A 23,104-nucleotide genomic window follows, 5' to 3' on the forward strand; every position below is an offset into this window, starting at 1 on the left:
CTCAGCGCCCGGAGCCCTCCGGGCCCTCCGCGGCCTCCTGCTCGTCCAGATCCGCCAGATCCTCCAGATCCTCCAGATCGTCCCGACCCACCGGACTGGCCAGCGCGTCGTCGTCCGCCGCGGCCGCGCCCGGGGCGGTGCCGCGCAGCCGCGCGACGGCGCCGAGCCCGTGGTGGATGGCCAGCGCGGCGACGCTGCCGAGAGCGATGCCCTCGAAGACGACCTCGCCGAGGGTCATGGTGAAGTTCGCGATGGCGATGATCAGCGGCACTCCGGCCACCGCCAGGTTGATCGGGTGCGAGAAGTCCACGCGGTTCTGCACCCAGATCCGCACGCCGAGCACCCCGATCATGCCGTAGAGCACCGTGCCGGCCCCGCCGAGCACGCCCACCGGCACTGTGGCGATGAGCGCGCCGATCTTCGGCAGCAGGCCCAGGGCGACGGCGAAGAGCCCGGCGACCAGGTAGGCGGCGGTGGAATAGACCTTCGACGAGGCCATCACACCGATGTTCTCGGCGTAGGTGGTGGTGCCCGAGCCGCCCCCGGAGCCGGCGAGCATCGTCGCCGCCCCGTCGGCCATCAGCGCCCGGCCGGTCACCGGATCCAGGTTCTTCCCGGTCATCAGCGCCACCGACTTCACGTGGCCCACGTTCTCGGCGACCAGCACCAGCACCACCGGCACGAAGAGTCCGACGACGCCGAGGTGGAAGCTCGGCGCAGTGAGCTCGGGCAGCCCCACCCAGGCGGCGTCGGCGACCCCGGAGAAGTCCACCTCGCCGCGCAGCACTGCGACCACGTAGCCGACGACGACGCCGACCAGCACCGACAGCCGGCCCAGCAGCCCGCGGAAGACCACCCCGGCCAGCAGCATCGCCGTGATCGTCACCGTCGCGGTGACCGGGGCGGCGTCGACGTTGTCCCAGGCCGCCGGGGCGAGGTTCAACCCGATGAGCGCGACGATCGCGCCGGTGACCACCGGCGGCATGAGCACCTGGATCCAGCGGGTGCCGGCCAGATGGGCGACGACGCCGATGAGGAACAGCCCCGCGCCGGCCATCACGATGCCGCCCAGCGCCCCGGCCATGCCGTACTGGCCCATCGAGGCGCCGACCGGCGCGAGGAAGGCGAAGGAGGAGCCCAGGTAGGAGGGCACCCGCCCGGCGGTGACGATCAGGAACAGGATGGTGCCCAGCCCGGAGAAGAGCAGCGTGGTCGAGGGCGGGAAGCCGGTGATCAGCGGCACCAGGAAGGTCGCGCCGAACATCGCCACCACATGCTGCAGGCCGATGCCCAGCGTCCGCGGCCAGCTCAGCCGCTCGTCGGGCGCGACGACGGCGCCCGGCGCGACGGCGACGCCGTCGCCGTGCAGCCGCCAGCCGAGGCCCGGGATGCCTCGGCGGCGCGCGGGCGCAGTGGTCTCGGTCGAGGTGCTGGCGGGCATGGGTCCCCCGTGGTGCTGCCGGTGCGGATCGTGGTCGGCACGACTCTACCGGGCCGCACGCCGCGGCCGATCCGCGGCGTCACCCGGCCCGCCGGACCGTCGCGCCGCGGGAGCCGCCGAGGTGCAGGCGGAGACGCCGGATGGACGCCGCGTGCGACGCGGCGCGACCATCGCACGTCTCTCATGCTGGACATCGCAGCGGTCCTGAGGTGCCGCGCACAGGTCTCGCTGCTAACGTGCTCCCTCGCGTGATCATGCACACAGTGCATGGCAGGCATGCCCTCCCGGCAGGCCGCACGCGACCCGCCGCCCCCACCAGTCGAAGGAGCCCGGTGATGTCGTCGCACCCCACCACCCCGGAAACCGACAGGACCAGAGAGGCCGCGGGCCCCCGCCCGGGGGCCTCGGAGGAGCACGTGCCGCACACCCGGCTCTGGACCGGACGCGTCCTGGGCCCGGTGCTCGGGGTGATCGTCTACCTCGCCAGCAGCCAGGACCCGGCCCTGAGCACGGACGCGGCGATGACGCTCGGCGTCGCCGTGCTCATCGCCGTGTGGTGGATGACCGAGGCGCTGCCGCTGGCGGTGACCTCGCTGATGCCGCTGCTGCTCTTCCCCCTGCTGGGCGTCTTCGACATCGACCAGGCCGCCAGCCAGTACGGCGACAACATCGTCTTCCTCTTCCTCGGCGGCTTCATCATCGCCCTGGCGATGGAGAAGTGGAACCTGCACAAGCGCATCGCCCTGCTGACGATGCGCGGCATCGGTTCTCGACCCCGCCAGCTGCTGCTCGGCATCATGGTCGCGACCTGGTTCCTGTCCATGTGGGTCTCCAACACGGCGACGACGATGATGATGCTGCCCATCGGCGTCTCCGTGCTGACCATGGTCGCCAGCGAGAAGCTCTCCCACCTGCCCGCCGCCCAGCGCCCCGCCGGCGACGACGACCCGGTCACCGCGCTCTCCGGCGACCGCGACACCCGCAACTTCGCCATCAGCGTCATGCTCGGCATCGCCTTCGCCGCCACGATCGGCGGACTGGGCACGCTGATCGGCAGCCCGCCCAACCTCGTCATGGTCGGGGTGATGGAGCAGCAGTTCGACACCACCGTCAGCTTCGCCGACTGGATGAAGCTGGGCGTGCCGCTGTCGCTGGTGTTCCTGTTCGTCGCCTGGCTGATGCTCAGTCGGGTCATCTTCCCCACGACCATGACCGACGCCATGGGCGGCCGGGACGTCGTCCGCGACGAGCTCCGCGCGCTCGGGAAGATGTCCCGCGGCGAGTGGAGCGTGTTGGCGGTCTTCGTCTCCACCGCCCTGCTGTGGGTCTTCACCGGCCAGCTGCAGAAGATCGACTGGCTGGTCGATGCCCTGCCCTTCCTCGAGGGCATGAACGACACCAGCATCGCGATGGCCGCGGCCATCGCGCTCTTCCTCATCCCGGTCTCGGCCAAGGACGGCGTGCAGGCCATGGACTGGAAGACGGCCCAGCGCGGGGTCCCGTGGGGCGTGCTGCTGCTCTTCGGCGGCGGCCTCTGCCTCGCCGCCGCGATGTCCGAGACCGGCGTCTCCGACTGGATCGGCGAGCGCATGGAGGGCCTCGGCGTGCTGCCGACTGTGCTGCTCGTCGCCGCGGTCTGCCTGCTCACCCTGCTGCTGACCGAGCTGACCAGCAACACCGCGACCTCGACGACCTTCCTGCCGGTCTTCGCCGGCTTCGCCGTCGCGATCGGCGTCGACCCGATGCTGCTGATGGTCCCGGCGGCGATGGCCGCGACCTGCAGCTTCATGCTGCCGGTCGGCACCCCTCCGAACGCCATCGTCTACGGCTCCGGCTACGTGACCATGCCGCAGATGGTGAAGGCCGGCGTCTGGCTGAACCTGATCGGCGTCGTGCTGATCACCGGCATGACGATGCTGCTCGGCGGATGGGCCATGGGCCTGGACCTCTGAGCCTCTCCACTCGGGCCGGAACGCGGGGCCGGGGCGCGGGGCATGACTCCGCACCCCGGCCCCGATGTGTGAGCGTCCCGTCCGCGGGACCGTCGGGGCCCTCGGCGCGACCGGACCCCGGAGCGCGTCATGGCGCAGATCACAGGAATACAAGGGGCTTTGACGTCTTCTTCATCACAAGACGATTACAGTCTTCCCATTTCTTCGCGCATTTCCGACCGGATCCTCACATCGTCATCATGACGGGGATCGCACGACGCGGATAATCTCTGCGGAAGGCGACGGCGGGCCGCCGACGCCCCACGACAAGGCCGCAGAATCAGCATTCCCGGTTGATTCGTCCTCCACGGTCAGTATCGTGGGGCGCGATGCCTGACTCCGCAGACGACCCTGCCCATTCCGGGGAAGAGATCGAGCTCCGCGCCCCTGTGCTCTCCGACGGCGCCGCCCTGTGGCGGATCGCTGAGGGCACCGGCGTCCTCGATGTGAACACCCCGTACGCCTACCTGCTGTGGACCCGCGACTTCGCCACGACGTCGGTGATCGCCCTGGTCGACGGCCGCCCCGCAGGCTTCATCTCCGGCTACCTCCGCCCCTCCGACCCGCAGACGCTGTTCATCTGGCAGGTGGCCGTCGACTCCGAGTTCCGCGGGCGCCGCCTGGCCTCCCGGATGCTCGCCGACGTCGTCGCCCGCTCCGGCGCCCGCCGCCTGGAGACCACCATCACCGCGGACAACACCGCCTCCATCGCGCTGTTCACCGGGCTCGCCCGCGACCACGACGCCGAGATCACCCGATCCGACCTGTTCACCGAAGACCTCTTCCCCGCTCAGCAGGAGACCGGCGAGCACCACGCCGCCGAGGACCTCTACACCGTCGAGCCGCTGCGCTCGAGCTGAACGACGCCCCCAGACGCACGACGTCGGCCGCCGCGGCCGGATCCGCCGGATCCACGGCGGGCGCGCCGCGGCATCGGCCGCCGGCCGAGCCCCGCCGACGTCGACAGCACCGATCCCCCACCCCAGACCGCGGCGCACGACGCCGCATCACGGAGGAGACCACACCTATGGCCACCGACATCTTCGAAACCTTCGAATCCCAGGTCCGCAGCTACTGCATGAACTGGCCGGCCGTCTTCGAGAAGGCCTCCGGCTCCTACCAGTACACCGAGGACGGCTCGCGGTACCTGGACTTCTTCTCCGGGGCCGGCGCGCTGAACTACGGCCACAACCACCCGGAGCTGCGCGACCTGCTGGTCGACTACGTGGCCAACGACGGCGTCACCCACTCGCTGGACATGAAGACTCCGTCCAAGCGCCGCTTCCTGGAGACCTTCGAGCGGGTCATCCTGGAGCCGCGGAACATGGAGTACAAGGTCATGTTCCCGGGCCCGACGGGCACCAACAGCGTCGAGGCGGCGCTGAAGCTGGCCCGCAAGGTCACCGGCCGCCAGCACATCCTGTCGTTCACCAACGCCTTCCACGGCATGACGCTGGGCTCGCTGTCGGTCACCGGCAACTCGATGAAGCGCCGCGGCGCGGGCATCCCGCTGACCAACAGCTCCAAGATCCCCTACGACGACTACTTCGACGGCGACATCCCGGACTTTATCTGGCTGGAGAAGGTCCTGCAGGACTCCGGCTCCGGCGTCGACAAGCCGGCCGCGGTCATCGTCGAGACCGTGCAGGGCGAGGGCGGGCTGAACGCCGCGCGCATGGAGTGGCTGAAGGAGCTCTCCGCGCTGCTGCGCCGCCACAAGATCCTGCTGATCATCGACGACGTGCAGGCCGGCTGCGGCCGCACCGGCACCTTCTTCTCCTTCGAGGAGGCCGGCATCACCCCGGACATCATCTGCATGTCCAAGTCGATCTCCGGCTACGGCCTGCCGATGGCGATCACGCTGTTCAAGCCGGAGCTGGACGTCTGGGAGGGCGGCGAGCACAACGGCACCTTCCGCGGCAACAACCTCGGCTTCATCACCGGCGCCCGGGCCCTGGAGCTGTTCTGGTCGGACGACTCCTTCCAGAAGCAGCTGGCCGCGAAGATCGAGACGCTCCGCGAGGGCCTGGAGGACATCGCCCAGCACGTGAAGGGCGCGACGCTGCGCGGCCGCGGCTTCCTGACCGGCATCTGCTTCCCCGACGCCGACACCGCCGGCAAGGTCGCCGCCGAGTCCTATAAGCGGAACCTGCTGCTGGAGACCTCCGGCCCCGAGGACGAGGTCATCAAGGTCATGCCGCCGCTGACCATCGAGGACGACGACCTGCAGAAGGGCATCAAGGTCATCGAGGACGCCGTGCTGGCCGCCACCGGCCAGATGAGCGAGCCGAGCCGCCTGCGCGCCCCGCGCTGATCCCGCTCCGACGCGGAGCTCCCCGCGTCCCCCGGTCCCCTCTCCTCCGACGGCTTGCGCCGTGGGATGATGCGGAGACCGGGGACGCGAGCCGTGCGGGACCGCCGCCCCGCGCCGGCCTCGACCCCGCCCGGACGTCGGTCCGCCGACGTCGGCCGTCCATGACGACCTCCGCACCATCCCTCCCCGCAGACAGGAGACGACTATGTACACGCTGCACATCGACGACCTCAACGACGGCGAGCGCGACATCCGCGACGCCGACTGGCGCTCCCGCCGGATGGTCCTGGGCCGTGAGAAGGTCGGCTTCTCGCTGCACGAGACCACCATCTACGCCGGCTCCACCCACTCGTTCTGGTACGCGAACCACATCGAGGCCGTCTACTGCGTCGGCGGCAAGGGTCGGCTGACCAACCTGGAGACCGACGAGGTCCACGAGATCACCGACGGCTTCCTCTACCTGCTCGACGGTCACGAGAAGCACCAGGTGGAGGCCGACGAGGAGCTCCGACTGGTCTGCGTGTTCAACCCGCCGGTGACCGGCAAGGAGATCCACGACGAGAACGGCGTGTACCCGCTGATCGTCGAGGACTGAGCACCGCCGCGCGCTGAGCCGGCGCGAGCCCTCGCTCGCCCGCACGACGACGCCCGCCCCGGGATCGCGGAGATCTCCGGGGCGGGCGTCGTGGTGTGCGGCGCCGCTACTCGGCTCCGGCCCGGTCCAGGTCCGCCCGGTTCTTCCGGACCTGCCGGATCTTCGGCAGCACCATGGGCACCGCCAGGATCAGCACCGCGATCATCAGGATGACCACGGTCGAGGGCCGGGTGAAGAACACCGAGAAGTCGCCCTGGCTGAGGGAGAGCGCCCGCCGCAGCTGGGTCTCGACCATCGGCCCGAGGATCGCGCCGAGGATCGCGGGGGCGACCGGGAAGTCGTAGACCCGCATGAAGAAGCCGGCCACACCGATCAGGCAGACGAGCATCACCTCGATGAGCGAGCCGGAGATCGAGTACACGCCGAGGATGCCTAGCACCAGGATGCCGGCGTAGAGCAGCGTCTTGGGGATCTCCAGCAGCTTGATCCAGATCTTCACCAGCGGCAGATTGATCACCAGCAGCATCACGTTGCCGATGAACAGCGAGGCGATCAGCGTCCAGACCAGGTCCGGGGAGTTCTCGAAGAGCTTCGGCCCGGGCTGGATGTTGTAGACCTGGAAGGCCGAGAGGATGATCGCCGCCGTGGCCGAGGTCGGGATGCCCAGCGTCAGCAGCGGCACCAGCACGCCGGAGAAGGAGGCGTTGTTCGCCGCCTCCGGTCCGGCGACACCTTCGATGGCGCCGTGGCCGAACTCCTCCGGGTGCTTCGAGAGCCGCCGCTCGGTGGTGTAGGAGAGGAACGTGGGCACCTCGGAGCCGCCGGTGGGCATGGAGCCGAAGGTGAATCCGAGCAGGCCGCCGCGGATCCAGGGCTTCCACACGCGCTTGCGCTCGGCCTTGTTCAGCCAGACGCGGCCGGAGAACTCGACAGTGTCATCCTTCGTGCTGTGCAGCCGGGCCAGCCCGTGCAGCGCCTCGCCGACGGCGAAGAGCCCGATGATGACGATCACGATGTCCACACCGCTGAGCAGCTCCGGCGAGCCGAAGGTGAAGCGCTGCTGCCCGGTGAGGAAGTCCAGCCCGATCAGTCCGATGAACAGCCCGATGAACAGGCTGATCATGCCGCGGATCAACGAGGAGCCGACGAGCGCGGTCACCGAGACGAAGGCCAGCACCATCAGGGCGAAGTAGTCGGTCGCCTGGAAGGACTTGGCCAGATTCGCCACCAGCGGCGCCAGGAACGTCAGGCCCAGCGTGGAGATGATGGCCGCGGAGAACGACCCCATCACTGCTGTGGCCAGCGCAGGTCCGGCGCGTCCGGCCTTGGCCATCGGATGGCCGTCGATCGCCGTGGCCACCGACCCCGCCTCGCCGGGCGTGTTCAGCAGGATCGAGGTGATGGCCCCTCCGTAGAGGGACCCGTAGTAGACGCCGGCGAAGATGATCAGCGCGCCCGTCGGGTCGAACCCGTAGGTCAGCGGCAGCAGCAGCGCCAGCGCCAGGGCGGGACCGATGCCCGGCATGACGCCCACGAAGGTGCCGATCGTGACGCCGATCGCGGCGTAGAGCATGTACTGCAGGTCGAAGGCATTGGCGAAGCCTCCGGCGAGATCTGCGAAGACATCCATAGGTCCTATTCCCCCCAAGGCCCGACGGGCAGGCGCACGCCGAGCAGCTCGGTGAATCCGAGGTAGAGCACAGTGGCGAGGAGCACTGCGATGATGATGGTGCGCACCCATCGCCGGCTTCCGGCGATCAGGTTGACCGCCAGGAAGAACAGCGAGGTCGCGAGGATGTAGCCCAGCGGCTCCAGCAGGACGGCATAGGCCACCAGCCCGCCGATCACCGACCACAGCGTCCGCCAGTGCGTCGTCGCATGCTCCTCACCGGCCTGCTCGCGGAGCGCCAGGTCGGGCACGGCGGTGGTGCGCAGCAGGAAGGCGGTGCCGAACACGGCCAGACCCACTCCGACGATCAGCGGGAAGAAGCCCGGCTCCGACGGCCCGAAGCCGCCGTCGACGGCGATCCTCACGGCGTCTGTCAGGACCACCGCCGCCACCGCGAGGATGACGACGGCGGCGATCCGGGTCCCCAGGGCGCCCCGGGCGGGGCGCCCTGACTCATGCGTGCGCGAGGTCATTCGATGATCCCCAGATCCGTCAGCGTCTGGGTGATCTCCTCGTCCTCCTGCTCGACGTAGTCGGCGAACTCGTCGCCGGTCTTCAGGAAGTCATCCCAGTTGTTGGCCTCCAGGGCCTCCTGCCACTCCTCGGTCTCGTGCATCTCCTCGATCGCCGACACCACGGCGTCACGCTGCTCGTCGGAGATCTCCGGCGGGGCGACGACGCCGCGCCAGTTGGCGATGGAGACGTCGTAGCCGGCGTCCATGATGGTCGGCGCGTCCACCCCCTCGATGGGCTCCTCGCTGGAGACGGCCAGCAGGCGCACCTCGCCGTCGTCGACGAGGTCGCTGAACTCGGCGGTTCCGGAGGCCGCGGCGGTGACGTCGCCGGAGAGCAGCGCCGGAGTCAGCTCCCCGCCGCCGGAGTAGGGGTTGTAGTTGATCTCTCCCGGATCGACGCCGGCGGCCTCGGCCAGCTGGGAGATGAGGATCTGGTCGACGCCCCCGACCGAGCCGCCGCCCCAGGCGACCTCGCCCGGGTTCTCCGCGAAGTCGGCCATCAGCTGCTCGAGCGTCTCGTACTTCGAGTCCGCGGGGACGGCGATGGCGTCATACTCGGCGGCCAGGCTGGCGATGGGCGTGACGTCGTCGAGGGTCATCGCGGAGTCGGTCTGCTGGATCGCGCCGACCAGGATCTTGCCGATGACCATCAGCTGGTGCGGGTCTCCGGCGTTCTCGCCGGCGAACTCGGTGAGGCCCACTGTGCCGGAGGCGCCCGGCACGTTGTAGACCTCGGAGCCGGAGTCGGTCACTCCGCCCTCGGTCAGCGCGCGGGAGACGGAGCGGGCGGTCATGTCATAGCCGCCGCCGGCGTCGGCCGGGGCCATGATCTCCACCGTCTCGGACGGGTAGTCGGCGGCCTCCTCGCCGCCTCCTCCTCCGCCGTCGCCGCAGCTGGTCAGCACCAGCAGGCCGGCGGCGAACGGGGCGGTCCAGCGGGCGAGTCGGCTCGTCGTCGAGCGGACGTCAGGGGTGGTCATCAGAGATTCTCTCCTCAGAAGGGTGCAGGTGATCGTCGTCGGGCGCGTCGTCGCGCCGTGGGCAGGCAGGCCACGGCATGCGGCCGGGCGATCGCCGAGCGATCCCGGCGTGCACCGCAGACGGCGGTGACCTGCGCCCTCCACACGATAGGGTGAGCCCGATCACAGCATGACGTTGATCCCGCTTTCATCGCATACAGCTCATTGAGCCAGTTCTGCGCATTGTGCTCACGCGGTCGGAGCCGCACATCACCGTCCGGAGAGGAGGACCATGGATGCCGCCCCGGGGTCCCGCAGGCCGCGGCTGAACTTCGCCGGCCAGACCCTGCTGCTGCAGCTCGCCGTCGTCACCCTGGTGGCCCTGGTCGCCGCCGGCGTGCACGGCTGGCTCACCTACCAGCGCCTGGGCTTCGAGGCCCAGCATCGCGCGCTGTCGGTCGCCCGGACGCTGGCCACCACGGAGGAGGTCCGCGCCGAGGCCGCCCGCCTCACCGCGGCCGACGCCGCCGCCATGCGCCCCGCCGAGCTGCTCGACGAGCCGCTGGTCCCGCTCGCCCACGACGTCCGGGCGCGCACCGACGCGCTGTTCGTGGTCATCACCGACGACGAGGGCATCCGACTCACCCACCCCGACGCCGAGCGCCTGGGCGAGCGAGTCAGCACCGACCCGTCGGGGCCGCTGTCCGGTGAGGAGGTCACCAACACGACCCGAGGCACGCTCGGCCTCTCCGCACGGGCGAAGGTCCCCATCTACGCCCCCGGATCGCAGGAGACGGTGGTCGGCGAGGTCAGCGTGGGCTTCGCGATGGACGACGTGCTGCAGGACCTCTCCAGCGACATCACTCCGGTGGCGCTGACCGGCGTCGGCGCCCTGGGGCTGGGGGTGGTCGCCTCCTGGCTGCTCGTGCGGCGGCTGCGCCGGCTGACCCTCGGGCTGGAGCCGGAGGATCTGACCGCACTGGCCCAGGACCAGGAGGCGGTCCTGCGCGGCGTCGACGAAGGGGTCATCGGCGTCTCCGCCGAGGGCGCGCTGACCGTGGTCAACGCCGAGGCCCGCCGCCTGCTGGACCTCGCCGAGGACGACGAGATCGTCGGCCACCGGCTCGAGGACTCGCCCCTGCCGCCGTCGGTGGTGGGCCTGGCCGCCGAAGCCGGCCCGGAGACGCCGTCCACGGAGGCGGTCATCGGATCCCGAGTGCTGATCCTCACCGCCCGGCCCGTCCGCGCCGGCGGCCTGCGAGGAACCGGCGAACAGAACCTGGGCACGGTGATCATGCTGCGCGACCGCACCCGGATGCAGGCGCTGACCCGGCAGCTGCAGGCCGTCAGCTCGATGACGACGGCTCTGCGCGCACAGCGGCACGAGTTCGCCAATCGGCTGCACACCATCGCCGGCCTGCTCGGGATCGGGAACCACGCCGAGGCGGAGGACTACGTCGGGTCGCTGCTGGCCACCGGACCGCTGAAGTCCCCGGTGGAGCAGGCCGAGCAGCTCGCCGACCCGTACCTCCAGGCGTTCATCGGCGCCAAGAGCGTCGAAGCCGGCGAGCGCGGCGTGCATCTGCACGTGGGCGAGGCGACGCTGGTCCGCGGACGCGTCGAGGATCCGCACGACGTCACCACCGTGCTGGGGAACCTCGTCGACAACGCTGTGCACGCCGCAGTCCACGGGGCCGGCCCCGATCGCTGGGTGGAGGTCGACCTGCTGGACGAGCTGGAGGACGACGTCGTCGAGGCCGGCGCCGAGGTCGACGCCGAGCCCGGCACCGACGACCCCTCGGGGACGCTCCACCTGGTGGTGGCCGACTCGGGCGACGGGACGGCCGATCCGGAGGCGCTCTTCACCGAGGGGTACTCCACGGCGACGACCGGCCCGCTCGACGCGCACGGCCAGGGCCTGGGACTCTCGATATGCCGGCAGATCGCCCGGGACCGCGGCGGGGACGTGTGGCTGGCCGACCCCGGCCGGACAGGCGGCCCGGGGGCGGTCTTCTGTGCGCGCCTGCCCGGGACGATGAGCCGGCGAGGTCCCGGCGGGCGCGGGCACCCGACGGCCGCTGAACATCCGGATCCGAGCGAGACGCCGGGCCGACCAGGGGAGGAACAGCATGAGTGAGGACCTGCAGGTGCTGATCGTCGACGACGACTTCCACGTGGCGAACCTCCACGCCACCTATGTGGACTCGGTGCCGGGCTTCTCCGCGCTGCCCCCGGTGGGCACCGCGGAACAGGCACGACGCACGACGCGCTCCCAGCAGCCGGACCTGGTGCTGCTCGACGTCTATCTGCCCGACGCCTGCGGCCTGGACGTGCTTCCGTCGCTGGACTCCGACGTCCTGGTGCTCAGCGCGGCGGCCGATGCCTCGACGGTGCGGCAGGCCCTGCGGCGCGGGGCGATCGGCTATCTGATCAAACCCTTCGCCGCCGAGGATCTCACCCGTCGCCTGCGCGCCTACACGCGATACCGCAGGCTGCTCCCGGATCAGCACACTGTGGACCAGGACACGGTCGAGCGAGCCCTGCGGGCGCTGTATCAGGCCCAGTCGCCCACTGCGACCCGAGCCCGGTCGGCCACCGAGACCGCCGTGCTGGAGGCGCTGGAGTCCGGCGAGCACCAGTCGACGATGGCGGTGGCCCGCAGCGTCGGCGTCTCCCGCGCCACGGCGCAGCGCTACCTCTCGGCGCTGGTCGACGACGGCGCGGTCTCGATCCAGCTGCGCTACGGCAGCACCGGCCGCCCCGAGCATCGCTACCGGCTGGCCGACCGGTCCTGATCCGCCGCACGATGCCCCGGGACGGAACTCCGCGGAAGCCCGCGGAGAGACCTCCGCCGCACTCACCATCAGGTGGCATGGAGCACACTCACGATGGACAGCGCTCCCTTAATATGATGTGATTCACGGGAGCGTGTCGCAGATCACGCGATGCGTGTCACATAACTGAACCGAGCGAACCCCGGAGAGGGTCCGAGCGTCGGACAGCGCTCTCCGCGACGAGCTCCCATTCACAACGGATCGTCGGGCACGTACCTGCCCGTGAAAGGGACTGAAGACTATGGCCTCTGTGACCTATGACGCCGCGAGCCGCATCTACACCCCCGGTGCTCGCCCCGCCATCAACCAGCTCCATCTCGAGATCGCCGACGGCGAGTTCCTCGTGCTCGTCGGACCCTCCGGCTGCGGCAAGTCGACTGCGCTGCGCATGCTCGCCGGCCTCGAGGAGGTCAACGAAGGTCGCATCCTCATCGGCGGCGAGGACGTCTCGCACGTCTCGCCCAAGGACCGCGACATCGCGATGGTCTTCCAGAACTACGCGCTCTACCCGCACATGTCCGTCGCCGACAACATGGGCTTCGCCCTGAAGATCGCCGGCGTCGACAAGGACGAGCGCCGCCGTCGCGTCGAGGACGCCGCGAAGCTGCTGGACCTCGAGGACTACCTCGACCGCAAGCCGAAGGCGCTCTCCGGCGGTCAGCGTCAGCGTGTGGCCATGGGCCGCGCGATCGTCCGCTCGCCGAAGGTCTTCCTGATGGACGAGCCGCTGTCGAACCTCGACGCCAAGCTCCGCGTGCAGACCCGCACGCAGATCGCCGCGCTGACCCGCAAGCTCGCCGTCACCACTGTCTACGTCACCCACGACCAGGTCGAGGCGATGACGATGGGCGACCGCGTGTGCGTGCTGAAGGACGGCGTCCTCCAGCAGGTCGACTCGCCGCGCAACCTCTACGACGCCCCGGCCAACGTGTTCGTGGCCGGCTTCATCGGCTCCCCGGCGATGAACCTGCTGCAGGTCGAGCACGACGGCCGCTCCATCCAGCTCGGCAACGACCGCTTCGAGATCACCGGCGACGCGCTGAAGAAGACCTCGAGCAACAAGGTCGTCGTGGGCATCCGCCCGGAGGACATCGACCTCGGCTCCGAGAGCGGCATCGACATGGACGTGGACCTGACCGAGGAGCTCGGCGCCGACGCCCACATCTTCGGCGAGCCGAAGAACCTCGACACCTTCCAGCCGCTGGTGGTCCGCGTCGACGGTCGCCGGCCCCCGCTGCGCGGCGACGTCGTGCGCATCGCGCCGAAGATGGACCGCATCCACCTCTTCGACGTCGAGACCGGCCTGCGCCTCAACGGCGACATCCCGGACCACACTCCGCACGCGGCGCTCTCCGACGTCGAGGCCCTCGCGGACGAGGAAGAGTGAGCGAGCGCAGCGAGCTCACGACGACGTAAGTGAGCGCCCGGCCCCGATGAGCGCACGACGAAGGGGCCGGTCCCGGAGATCCTCCGGGACCGGCCCCTTCGTCGTGCGCGGGCAGCTCGCGCGGCCGAAACCTCGTGGGCCGCTCAGCGGCCGAGCAGCTCGTGCAGCAGCGCCCGGGCGCCGTCGGTGCGCAGCATGTGCAGCGCCCGCTCATAGGGTGCGGTGAACTCCGGCCGCTCCACCAGGTCGCCGAAGAGCTCGGCGTCGCGGAGGAAGGCCAGCGGGTCCTCGTCGTGGCGGGCCGCGGCGGCCATGACCCGCTCGCGCAGCCGGTCGACCACCGGCCAGACCTCCCCGTCCTCCCCCACGCCCTCGGCGTAGCGCGCCCAGGAGGCGACGACGGCGGCGCAGACCGAGACGTCGCGGCCGGCGTCGAGGTTCTCGCGGATGACCGGCACCATCCAGGTGGGGATCCGGTCGGAGGACTCGGCGGCCAGCCGGGCGAGCGTGTCGGCGACATGCGCGTTGGAGAAGCGCGCCATCAGCTCGTCCTTGTAGCCCTCCAGGTCGATGCCGGGCACCTCGGGCACTGTCGGGGCGCCCTCGCCGTCCATGTACAGCCTCCGCGTGACTGCCGCCAGGTCGTCGTCGGCGCTGGCCTCGTGAGCATAGGTATGGCCCAGCAGCAGCCCGAAGTAGGCGATCACCTGGTGGCTGCAGTTCAGCAGGCGCAGCTTCATCAGCTCATAGGGCTCGACGTCGTCGACCATCTGCACCCCGACCTCCTCCCAGGCCGGGCGCCCGGCGGGGAAGTCGTCCTCGAGCACCCACTGGACGAAGTCCTCGCTGACCACCGGCCAGCGGTCTTCGATCCCGTGGTCCGCGGCGACCATGGCCACGTCCTGCTCGGCGGTGACCGGGGTGATCCGGTCGACCATGCAGTTCGGGAAGGCCACCTGCTCGCCGATCCAGGCGGCCAGCTCGGCATCCTTCGCCGCGGCGTAGGCGATGATCATCCGACGGGCGAGGTCGCCGTTGCCGCGGACGTTGTCGCAGGAGAGCAGGGTGAAGGGCTCGACGCCGGCGGCGCGACGCCGGCGCAGCGCCTCGACGACGAAGCCGAACATCGTCTCCGGGAAGGCCGCCTGCGGAGCGTCGGCGCGGAAGTCGGCGGCCAGGTCGCGGGCCACCGCCGGAGTCTCCAGCCGGAACTCCCCGGTGGAGGGCTCGTAGTTGTAGCCGCCCTCGGTGACCGTCAGCGAGACGATCCGCACCTCCGGGTCGGTCATCCGCTCCAGCACCGCCGCCGGCTCCTCGGGGGCGAAGAGGTATTCGGCGATCGAGCCGACCACCCGAGCGTCGCGGCCGCCGTCGGGCGCCTTCGGCACCAGCGTGTAGAGCCCGTCCTGGGCGGTGAGGGCCTCGCGCATCGCCGCGTCGCCGGGGAGCAGCCCGACCCCGCAGATCGCCCAGTCCGGAGAACGGCCGGCGTTGAACAGCCGGTCCAGGTAGTAGGCCTGATGCGCACGATGGAAGCCGCCGACGCCGATATGCACGATGCCGACGCGGCGCTCCTCGAGGGGGTAGTCGGGCACAGTGAGCCGGCCGGCGTTCCGGGCGGCGATCTGCGGCAGGGCGGCGGCGCGGAGTGCAGTCATGGAACGGTCCCTTCATCCATCGGTGATCGACACCACACTAACAGATGAGTGTAGTCGATCACTCAGATGAGCGGCCGGAAGGCTCCTCGCCCGCCGCCTCCAGCCGGACGCGATGGTCGACCAGCCGGTCGGCCACCGGCACATGGGAGAGCAGCACGACCGCCCGCTCCCCGGCGGCGCCGAGCACCTCCTCGTGGAGCCGCTCGGCCAGGCCCGGATCCACATGGGCGGTGGGCTCGTCGAGGACCAGCACCTCCGCGCCGGAGAGCAGCCCGCGGGCGACGGCGATCCGCCGGGCCTGCCCGCCGGAGAGCAGCACCCCGTCCATGCCGACCGGCGTGTCCAGCCCCTCGCGCGACCGCGCCCACGTCCCCAGGCCGACGGCGTCGAGCGCGCTCCAGAGCGCGGCGTCGTCGGCCTGCTCCGGCCCCTGCGGATGCGCCAGCGCCAGGTTGGCGCGGATCGTGGCGTCGAAGAGGTGGGCGTCCTGCTCGATCAAGCACACTCGGCGTCGCAGCTGCTCGCCGGTCAGCGCGGCGACGTCGACGCCGCCGACGCGCAGCGTGCCGACGTGGTCGAGGAAGCCGACCAGCCCCTGGGCCAGCGCCGTCTTGCCCGCGCCGCTGACGCCGGTGATCACCGCCCGCTCCCCCGGCAGCACGCGCAGCGTCACCGGGGCGCTGACCGGCGCCGTCGCGCCCGGCCGGCGCACGGCGACGTCGACCAGCTCCAGCGCGGGGACCACGGAGCCCGCAGCGTCCACGGCGCCCGGCGCCGCGACCTCGTGCTCCTCCGCGGTCCGCGGCTCCGGCCACACCTCCGCGTCCGGCGCAGCTTCCACCTTCGGCGCAGCCTCCGAATCCGGCGCGACTTCCGCGATCCGCCGCGCGGAGGCGAGCACGCCGCGACGAGCCGAGATCGCCGGCGGCACGGCGGCGACGACGTCGAAGACCGCCAGCGGCACCAGGGCGAGCACCGCCAGCATGGACGGGTCGACCTCGCCGGGCCGCGGCAGGAAGCCCGGCCCCAGCGGCCGCCCCGGCTCCAGCGCGTCGAGGCCGACCAGCAGCAGCCCCAGCACGGCCGCCCCGGAGGCCGCGGCGAGCACCGCCGAGGCCACGCCGGTGCCGGCCGCGCTGCGCAGCGCTGTGCGGCGCAGCCGGGCGTCGACGTCCTCGACCCGACGCAGCTGCGCCTCGACGGCGTCGTAGGCCAGCAGCACGTCGAGATCGGCGACCAGCTCCAGGATCTCGTCGGCCAGCCGGCCGCGCAGCCCGGCGGTGCGCCGCTCGGCGCGGGCGGCCAGCGCCCCGTGCAGCAGCGTGCCGGCCGTCGCGGCGACGAGGAGCAGGCCCGCCAGCACCGCGGCGGCGGTCGGATCGACGAAGGCGACTCCGGCGACGGCGGCCAGGGCGACGACCGCCGAGCTGACCAGCGGCTGGATCACTCGGGTGGGACGATCGAGCAGCTGGTCGACGTCGGAGACCATCCGGGCGAGCAGATCGCCGCGACGCCGTCCGCCGAGCCGGGCCGGCGCCAGCGGGATGAGGCGCTCGACCAGCCCGACGCGCAGCTCGGCCAGCACCCGGAAGGCGGCGTCGTGCGAGCTGAGCCGCTCGAGGTAGCGGAAGGTCGCCCGCGCCAGGGCGAAGGCGCGCACGCCGACGACCACCAGGCTCAGGTAGAGGATCGGCGGCTGCTCGGCCGCGCGCGTGATCAGGTACGCCGAGGCGGCCAGCAGCAGCACGGCGCAGAGCCCGGAGAGCGCGCCGAAGCACAGTCCGGGTGCCATGCGGCGCCAGCCCGGCGTCGCCGTGCGCAGCAGCGCGGCGGCGCCCTTCGTCGGAGCGTCCGGGGCTGCCTGGGTCGCCGGGGACGCCGGCGTCGTCGTTCCGGTCATCGGTGACCTCCCTGCGTCGCGACGGCGGCGGTCGCCGCGGCCGCCGAGGAGTCCGCGCCGGGGATCAGGTCGATCCGCCGGTCCGCGGCCGCGACGACGGCCGGGCGGTGGCTGATGACCAGCACGACCCGGTCGGCCGCGGCCTCGGCGCGCAGCGTGGCCAGCAGCCGCTGCTCCGCCTCGGCGTCCAGCGCGGCACTGGGCTCGTCGAGCAGCAGCACCGGACAGTCGCGCGCCCGGGCACGATGCAGCGCCCGCGCCAGAGCCACCCGGTGGGCCTGGCCGCCGGAGAGCCCGGCGCCGCGGACGCCCAGCGGCCGGCGAGGATCCAGGGCGGCGAGATCCGCGGCCGCCAGCGCCGCGCGGACGGAGGGCGCATCGGCACCGGCGGCGTCGGCGGCACCGGCGGTACCGGCGCCGTCGGCCCTCGACGCCGCGGGCTCGCCCAGGGCCACGTTCTCCGCCACTGTGCCGGCGCGCAGTCCGTGATCCTGCCCGGACCAGGCGATCGCCGCCCGTGTCAGCGGCACCTCCCCCTCGGGGCCGTGCAGTCGTGCCGTCCCGGCGGCCGGCACGAGTCCGAGCAGCGCGGCGAAGAGCGTGGACTTGCCGACGCCGCTGGGCCCGGTGAGCACGGTGAGCTCGCCGGGGCGAGCGGTCAGCTCCACGCCGTCGAGGATGCGTCGTCCGCCGCGGTCGACGCTCAGCCCGGCGACGTCCAGCTCGGCCGCCGGCGGAATCTGCGGGGCGTGCGGGGCGTCGTCGCCGCCGTCGGCCTGCTCGTCCGACTGCTCGTCCGACTGCTCGTCCGCCGACCGGGACGTCGCGGCCTCGCCGCGGGCGATGAGCGCGAAGACCTCCTCGGCCGCGGCCAGCCCGTCGGCGGCGGCGTGATACGTCGCCCCGACCTGGCGCAGCGGGGCGAAGGCCTCGGGGACGATCAGCAGCGCGGTCAGCCCCACCAGCAGCACCAGCTGTCCGTCGACCAGCCGGATGCCGATGGAGACGGCCACCAGCGCCGTGGACAGGCTCGCGGCGAGCTCCAGCACGAAGCCGGAGAGGAAGCTGACCCGCAGCACCGCCATCGTGGAGCGTCGATGCGCCGCGGAGAGCCGATGCAGGTTCTCCCGCTGGTGGTGCGCCCGGCCGAAGACGCGCAGCGTCGACAGCCCCTCGACCACGTCCAGGTACCGGCGGCCGAGCGTGTCGAGCCGATCGCGCTGCCGCCGCTGGGCCGACTGCGTCGTCCAGCCGACCAGCACCATGAACAGCGGGATCAGCGGCATGGTGATCGCGACGATGATCGCCGTGGTCAGATCCAGCAGCGCCAGCACGAGGAGATGCACCGGCACGGCCAGCACGGTGAGCACCAGCTGCGGCAGATGCCGCGAGAAGTAGGCGTCCAGGGCGTCCAGTCCGCCGCCCAGCGTGGTCGCCGCCCGGGCTCCGCCGCCGACGCCGCGGCCCGAGCCGTCGGCGTCGCCGGCCGCGTCGAACCCGCCGTCGCCGGCGCGCGCCAGCGCCCGCACCCCCGCGGCACGCAGCTGGCTCTTCACCCGGGCCGCCGCCCGCGCGGCGAGGACCTCTTCTCCCCAGGTCAGCGCTGCGCGCAGCAGCACCACGCCGGCCAGGGCGGTCAGCAGCAGCACCAGTCGATGCTCGGCGGACCTCTCCGCCAGCACCGCGAGCGGCCACTCCGGCGAGGCCCCGACCAGCTCGGCGCCGCTGACCACCGCCGCGGCGACCAGCGCGCTGAAGGCCAGCACCAGCACCACGCGCAGCAGCCCGAGGACGACCTGCGCGGCCAGGAACCCGCGCGCGGCGCGGGCATGGCGCAGCAGGCGCGGATCCAGCGGTTTCACGGCGTCACCTCGTGCAGAGTCGGGAGGGTCAGGAGCAGGTCGGGGCGGGGCGGGAGCGGCCGGCGAGGGCTCCGTCAGTGCGCCGCGGCGGCGATGTGCTCGCGGGTCAGTCGCCGACGGAACACCCAGTAGGTCCAGATCTGGTACCCGATCACCAGCGGCGTGGTGATCGCGGCCACCCAGAGCATCACGCCCAGCGTGTAGTCGGTGGAGCTGGCGTTGTCGATGGTCAGCGTCCCCACGCCGGAGGTCGAGGGCAGCACCGTCGGGAAGAGCACCAGGAACAGCGTGGAGATCGCCGCGGCCATCGTCACCGCCAGTCCGGTGAAGGCCAGGCCTTCGCGGCCCACGAGGTTCGCCGCCAGCCCGCCGACCAGCGCGATCCCGGCGAGGACGCCGACGACCAGCGCCGGACCGGCCAGCGCGGCATCGCGATGCTCCAGCAGCGTCCAGACCAGCAGTCCGACGGCGGCCGCGGCGGCCGGAAGCCCGGCCCCGGCGGCGAGCCGGCGCGCCCGGGTGCGGATGGCGCCGTCGGTCTTCAACGCGATGAACACCGCCCCGTGGACCAGGCAGAGCAGCGTCACCGTGACAGCTCCCAGCAGGGTGTAGGGATTGACGATGTCGGTGAGGCCGGCACGGACGTCGTGGTCGGCGGTCATCGGCAGACCCTGCACCACGCCGGTGAAGATCATCCCCCAGAGGAAGGCCGGGGCCAGCGAGCCGACGATGATCATCCGGTCGAAGGCCCGCTTCCACTCCGGGTGCTTGCGCTGATGCCGGAACTCGAAGCTGACCCCGCGGGCGATGAGCGCCAGCAGGATGAGCAGCAGCGGCAGATACATCCCGGAGAACAGCGAGGCGTACCACTCCGGGAAGGCGGCGAAGAGCACCGCGCCGGCGACGATCACCCAGGTCTCGTTGAGATCCCAGACCGGGCCGATGGTGTTGATCACCACCCGCCGGTCGGTGTCGTCGCGGCTGAGCAGGGGAAGCGCCATCCCGACGCCGAAGTCGAAGCCGTCGAGGACGAAGTAGCCCACGAAGAAGAAGGCCACGAGGATGAACCAGAGCTGGGTGAGTTCCATGATGCGGCTCCTGCCTCAGTAGACCATCGCGAAGTCGGCGTCGTCGGCGCCGGTGCCGGACTCGCCGTCGTCGTCCTCGGCGATCTCCGGCGGCCCCTCCTGGGCGGCCTTGAGGATCAGCCGGAACTCGACGACGGCCAGCACCCCGTAGATCAGCGTGAACGCGGCCAGCGAGATCGCGACCTGCCAGCCGGCGACCGTCGGCGAGACGGCCGCGGCGGTCTTCATCTCGCCGAAGACGATCCATGGCTGCCGGCCCATCTCGGTGAAGATCCAGCCGACCAGCGAGGCCAGCAGCGGCAGCGGCGCGGTCCAGATCAGCGCCCGCCACTTCAGGTCCTCGGCGCGGGCGCTGAGCGGCCGGGCCTTCTTCCGGGTGAACCACAGCGCGATCAGCGAGACCAGCGCCGAGCAGGCGCCCAGTCCGATCATCCAGCGGAAGGCCCAGTAGGTGATCCAGATGATCGGGGTGTACTCGCCGGGGCCGAACTGCGCGACGTACTGCTCCTGCAGGTCGTTGATGCCCTCGACCTCGCCGTCGAGGGTGTGGGTGGACAGCAGCGAGAGCAGATGCGGGATGCGGATGGAGAACAGCTCGGAGGCGCCGTCGGGGGTGCCGAGGGTGAAGATGGAGAAGCTGGCGTTCTCCGTGGTCTCGTAGAGGCCCTCGGCGGCGGCCATCTTCATCGGCTGGGCGTCGACCATCGCCAGCGAGAGCTGGTCGCCGGAGAGTCCGACGCCGGCGAAGGCGGCGACATTGGCCCACAGGCCGGTCTTCAGCGCCGGGCGCATGGTCTCGACGTGCTGGCGACGGCGCAGATGCCAGGCGGCGACGGCGACCATCACCGCCGCGGCGAACATGATCGCCGCGAAGATGGTGTGCGGGAAGGCCGCGAGCGCCACCGGGTTGGTCAGCACCTCCCAGAGGCTGGTGAGCTCGGCGCGGCCGCGCTCGGCGTTCATCGTGTAGCCCACCGGGTTCTGCATGAACGCGTTGGCGGCGAGGATGAAGTAGGCCGAGAGCGTGCTGGCGATGAAGACCACCCAGATGCAGGCCAGATGGGCGAGTCGCGGGATGCGGCCCCAGCCGAAGATCCACAGCCCGATGAAGGTCGCCTCGAAGAAGAAGGCCGCCAGCCCCTCGATGGCCAGCGGGGCGCCGAAGACGTCGCCGACGAAGCGCGAGTACTCCGACCAGTTCATCCCGAACTGGAACTCCTGGACGATGCCGGTGACCACGCCCATGGCGAAGTTGATCAGGAAGATCTTGCCGAACAGCCGGGTCAGCTTCAGGTAGGTGACCTTGTTCGTCCGCACCCAGGCGGTCTGCATGATCGCCGCCATCAGGGCCATCCCGATGGTCAGCGGCACGAAGAGGAAGTGATAGAGCGTGGTCAGCCCGAACTGCCAGCGTGCCATGGTCAGCGGGTCGAAGATCTGTTCCATGAGCGCCCACCTGCGCCTTCTCCGGCTCGAGGGTCCGCGCCCGACGGTCGGCGTCGCCGCAGCCTCGCCTCCGTCGCGTCGACCCTCGGGATGATCCTCGGGGGTGACCTCTCTGCGGCGGCGTGCTCCGGCGAGGGTCGGCGTGACCCGTCGCGGCGGGGAGGCCGGCGTCCGCGCGCCGTCGCCCCGCACAGAATTCTACGCCGTGTAGAAGAGTTTTTCTACACGGCGTAGAAGACAGCGGCGCCGCGGCCGCGCCCGCCCGCTCAGCGCACGTCGAGCATCTCGGCGAGCTGGTCGGCCAGCTCGGCGGAGATCACCAGGTCGTCGACGAAGCCCCCGCGGGCCGCGGCGATCACCGCCGCGGGCTGGCCCACCGCCGGCGCGACGGCGACCACCCGCGAGCGCCGCAGCTGGGCCGGATAGACCCCGACGACCCGGTCCTCCATGACCGAGGTGACCACTGCGCCGGACTCGTCGAGCAGGATCCCCGAGCACTCCGCGACGACGCCGGCCTCGCGGGCGCGGCGATGCTCCTCCTCGCTGAAGCGCCCCCAGAGCGTGGAGCCGCCGGGGTGCCAGGCGCCGATCGAGACCACTGCGACGTCCATCTCGTCGGCGGCCTCCAGAGCGGCCCGAACCTCGTCGGTGCCGCGCAGCGCCGCGGCGACGGCGGCGGAGTCGACGATCAGCGGGGTCGGCAGCGGCCAGACCTGGCCGCCGGCACGGGCGCCGAGCCGATGGACCAGCGTCGAGGAGTCCGCCGTCGAGGAGCCCGGGGCGCTGAGCGGACCGACCAGCTGGACGATGTCCACCTTCGGCATGACCTCGAGATGCTCGGGCAGGTGGCTCAGCGTCCGCGACCAGGAGACGCCCAGCCGGGCGCCGTCGTGCAGCCCGAGGGGCAGCAGGTGGGCGACCTGCCGGGCCAGCGCCGACCGCATGGTCTCATCTGAGCGCTGCGCGACGACGGTGACCGAGGAGACGCCCAGCGCGGCGGCCAGATCGGCATGGTCGGCGCCGGAGTCGGACGGGTTGACGATGGTGATCCGCACCACCCCCTCGTCGCGCGCCTGGTCCAGCAGTCGGGCGACCTGGAAGCGCGAGAGGCGGTGTCGGCGGGCGATCTCCACCTTCGAGCGGCCGTCGAGGTAATGCTCGCCGGCCAGCTCGGCCATCAGCGCCAGATCGCGCCGGTCGGGATGCTGCCCGGCGGTCGCGGCGGGCTCGTCGGGTCGGCGTTCCTGGGGCATGCGGTCCTCCAATGCTTGCTCATCCGAGCATATGCCCTACTCCCCTGCGTTGCCTCTGGAGTTCGGGCCTTAACCCCGTCGTCTTCGGCAGGGGTTCAGGCCCGAACTCCAGAGGCAACGCACCGAGGGGCGGCATTCTCCACAGATCGCCGATCCGCGAGGCGCGACGGGACGCTCGTCCCGCACAGTGGC

General features: G+C 71.5%; 17 protein-coding genes. 7 read left to right on the forward strand and 10 right to left on the reverse strand.

Annotated elements, in window-relative coordinates; all coding sequences use genetic code 11:
- Position 1 precedes the first annotated feature (1 nt).
- On the reverse strand, positions 2-1,441 hold the full coding sequence (locus ABD652_RS03770) for a uracil-xanthine permease family protein (protein ID WP_344718333.1): 1,440 nt from the start codon (positions 1,439-1,441) through the stop codon (positions 2-4).
- A gap of 416 nt (positions 1,442-1,857) precedes the next feature.
- Here ABD652_RS03770 and ABD652_RS03775 point away from each other — a divergent pair, with 416 nt between their 5' ends.
- The 4 genes from ABD652_RS03775 (at position 1,858) to ABD652_RS03790 (ending at position 6,341) form a co-directional block, all read left to right on the forward strand.
- On the forward strand, positions 1,858-3,393 hold the full coding sequence (locus ABD652_RS03775; protein WP_344718335.1) for an SLC13 family permease: 1,536 nt from the start codon (positions 1,858-1,860) through the stop codon (positions 3,391-3,393).
- Positions 3,394-3,761: 368 nt separating this feature from the next.
- Positions 3,762-4,292 (forward strand): diaminobutyrate acetyltransferase, encoded by a 531-nt coding sequence (gene ectA, locus ABD652_RS03780; protein WP_344718338.1) that lies wholly within the window; start codon positions 3,762-3,764, stop codon positions 4,290-4,292.
- 167 nt (positions 4,293-4,459) lie between these two features.
- Complete coding sequence (gene ectB, locus ABD652_RS03785) at positions 4,460-5,746, forward strand: diaminobutyrate--2-oxoglutarate transaminase (RefSeq protein ID WP_344718340.1); 1,287 nt, start codon at positions 4,460-4,462, stop codon at positions 5,744-5,746.
- 205 nt (positions 5,747-5,951) lie between these two features.
- Positions 5,952-6,341 carry an ectoine synthase gene (locus ABD652_RS03790; protein ID WP_344718342.1) on the forward strand — a complete coding sequence of 130 codons (390 nt, stop codon included), beginning with the start codon at positions 5,952-5,954 and terminating at the stop codon, positions 6,339-6,341.
- Positions 6,342-6,447: 106 nt separating this feature from the next.
- On the opposite strand, the gene ABD652_RS03795 is transcribed toward ABD652_RS03790, so the two are convergent.
- Genes ABD652_RS03795 through ABD652_RS03805 form a run of 3 tightly spaced genes read right to left on the reverse strand, consistent with a single transcriptional unit; the run spans position 6,448 to position 9,505 of the window.
- Complete coding sequence (locus tag ABD652_RS03795; protein ID WP_344718344.1) at positions 6,448-7,971, reverse strand: tripartite tricarboxylate transporter permease; 1,524 nt, start codon at positions 7,969-7,971, stop codon at positions 6,448-6,450.
- Positions 7,972-7,976: 5 nt separating this feature from the next.
- Positions 7,977-8,483 (reverse strand): tripartite tricarboxylate transporter TctB family protein, encoded by a 507-nt coding sequence (locus ABD652_RS03800; protein ID WP_344718346.1) that lies wholly within the window; start codon positions 8,481-8,483, stop codon positions 7,977-7,979.
- Positions 8,480-9,505: a Bug family tripartite tricarboxylate transporter substrate binding protein gene (locus ABD652_RS03805; RefSeq protein WP_344718348.1), complete on the reverse strand. Its 1,026-nt coding sequence runs from the start codon at positions 9,503-9,505 to the stop codon at positions 8,480-8,482. The genes ABD652_RS03800 and ABD652_RS03805 overlap by 4 nt, the downstream gene beginning before the upstream one ends.
- A gap of 271 nt (positions 9,506-9,776) precedes the next feature.
- On the opposite strand from ABD652_RS03805, the gene ABD652_RS03810 reads away from it, so the two are divergent.
- The 3 genes from ABD652_RS03810 (at position 9,777) to ABD652_RS03820 (ending at position 13,705) form a co-directional block, all read left to right on the forward strand.
- The gene (locus tag ABD652_RS03810) at positions 9,777-11,621 is read left to right on the forward strand and encodes a sensor histidine kinase (RefSeq protein ID WP_344718350.1); all 1,845 of its coding nucleotides are present in this window, start codon (positions 9,777-9,779) and stop codon (positions 11,619-11,621) included.
- A complete protein-coding gene (locus ABD652_RS03815; RefSeq protein ID WP_344718352.1) occupies positions 11,614-12,279 on the forward strand; it encodes a response regulator in 666 nt (221 codons plus the stop codon). Before ABD652_RS03810 ends, ABD652_RS03815 begins: the two co-directional genes overlap by 8 nt.
- A gap of 280 nt (positions 12,280-12,559) precedes the next feature.
- Complete coding sequence (locus ABD652_RS03820) at positions 12,560-13,705, forward strand: ABC transporter ATP-binding protein (RefSeq protein WP_344718354.1); 1,146 nt, start codon at positions 12,560-12,562, stop codon at positions 13,703-13,705.
- 143 nt (positions 13,706-13,848) lie between these two features.
- Here the strand turns inward: ABD652_RS03820 and ABD652_RS03825 are convergent, their stop codons facing one another.
- The 6 genes from ABD652_RS03825 to ABD652_RS03850 form a co-directional block, all read right to left on the reverse strand.
- Entirely contained in the window at positions 13,849-15,363 is a 1,515-nt protein-coding gene (locus ABD652_RS03825) for a mannitol dehydrogenase family protein (RefSeq protein WP_344718357.1), read from the reverse strand.
- Positions 15,364-15,421: 58 nt separating this feature from the next.
- Entirely contained in the window at positions 15,422-17,263 is a 1,842-nt protein-coding gene (gene cydC, locus ABD652_RS03830; RefSeq protein WP_344718359.1) for a thiol reductant ABC exporter subunit CydC, read from the reverse strand.
- Positions 17,260-19,125, reverse strand: a complete 1,866-nt coding sequence (gene cydD, locus ABD652_RS03835) for a thiol reductant ABC exporter subunit CydD (protein WP_344718361.1) — start codon at positions 19,123-19,125, stop codon at positions 17,260-17,262. Before cydD ends, cydC begins: the two co-directional genes overlap by 4 nt.
- A 74-nt stretch (positions 19,126-19,199) precedes the next feature.
- Positions 19,200-20,213 carry a cytochrome d ubiquinol oxidase subunit II gene (gene cydB, locus ABD652_RS03840; RefSeq protein ID WP_344718363.1) on the reverse strand — a complete coding sequence of 338 codons (1,014 nt, stop codon included), beginning with the start codon at positions 20,211-20,213 and terminating at the stop codon, positions 19,200-19,202.
- Positions 20,214-20,228: 15 nt separating this feature from the next.
- Positions 20,229-21,659 carry a cytochrome ubiquinol oxidase subunit I gene (locus ABD652_RS03845; protein ID WP_344718365.1) on the reverse strand — a complete coding sequence of 477 codons (1,431 nt, stop codon included), beginning with the start codon at positions 21,657-21,659 and terminating at the stop codon, positions 20,229-20,231.
- Between the two features lie 266 nt (positions 21,660-21,925).
- Complete coding sequence (locus ABD652_RS03850) at positions 21,926-22,912, reverse strand: sugar-binding transcriptional regulator (RefSeq protein ID WP_344718367.1); 987 nt, start codon at positions 22,910-22,912, stop codon at positions 21,926-21,928.
- Positions 22,913-23,104: the final 192 nt, after the last annotated feature.

Source organism: Nesterenkonia halobia (assembly GCF_039536005.1).
Classification (GTDB): domain Bacteria; phylum Actinomycetota; class Actinomycetes; order Actinomycetales; family Micrococcaceae; genus Nesterenkonia; species Nesterenkonia halobia.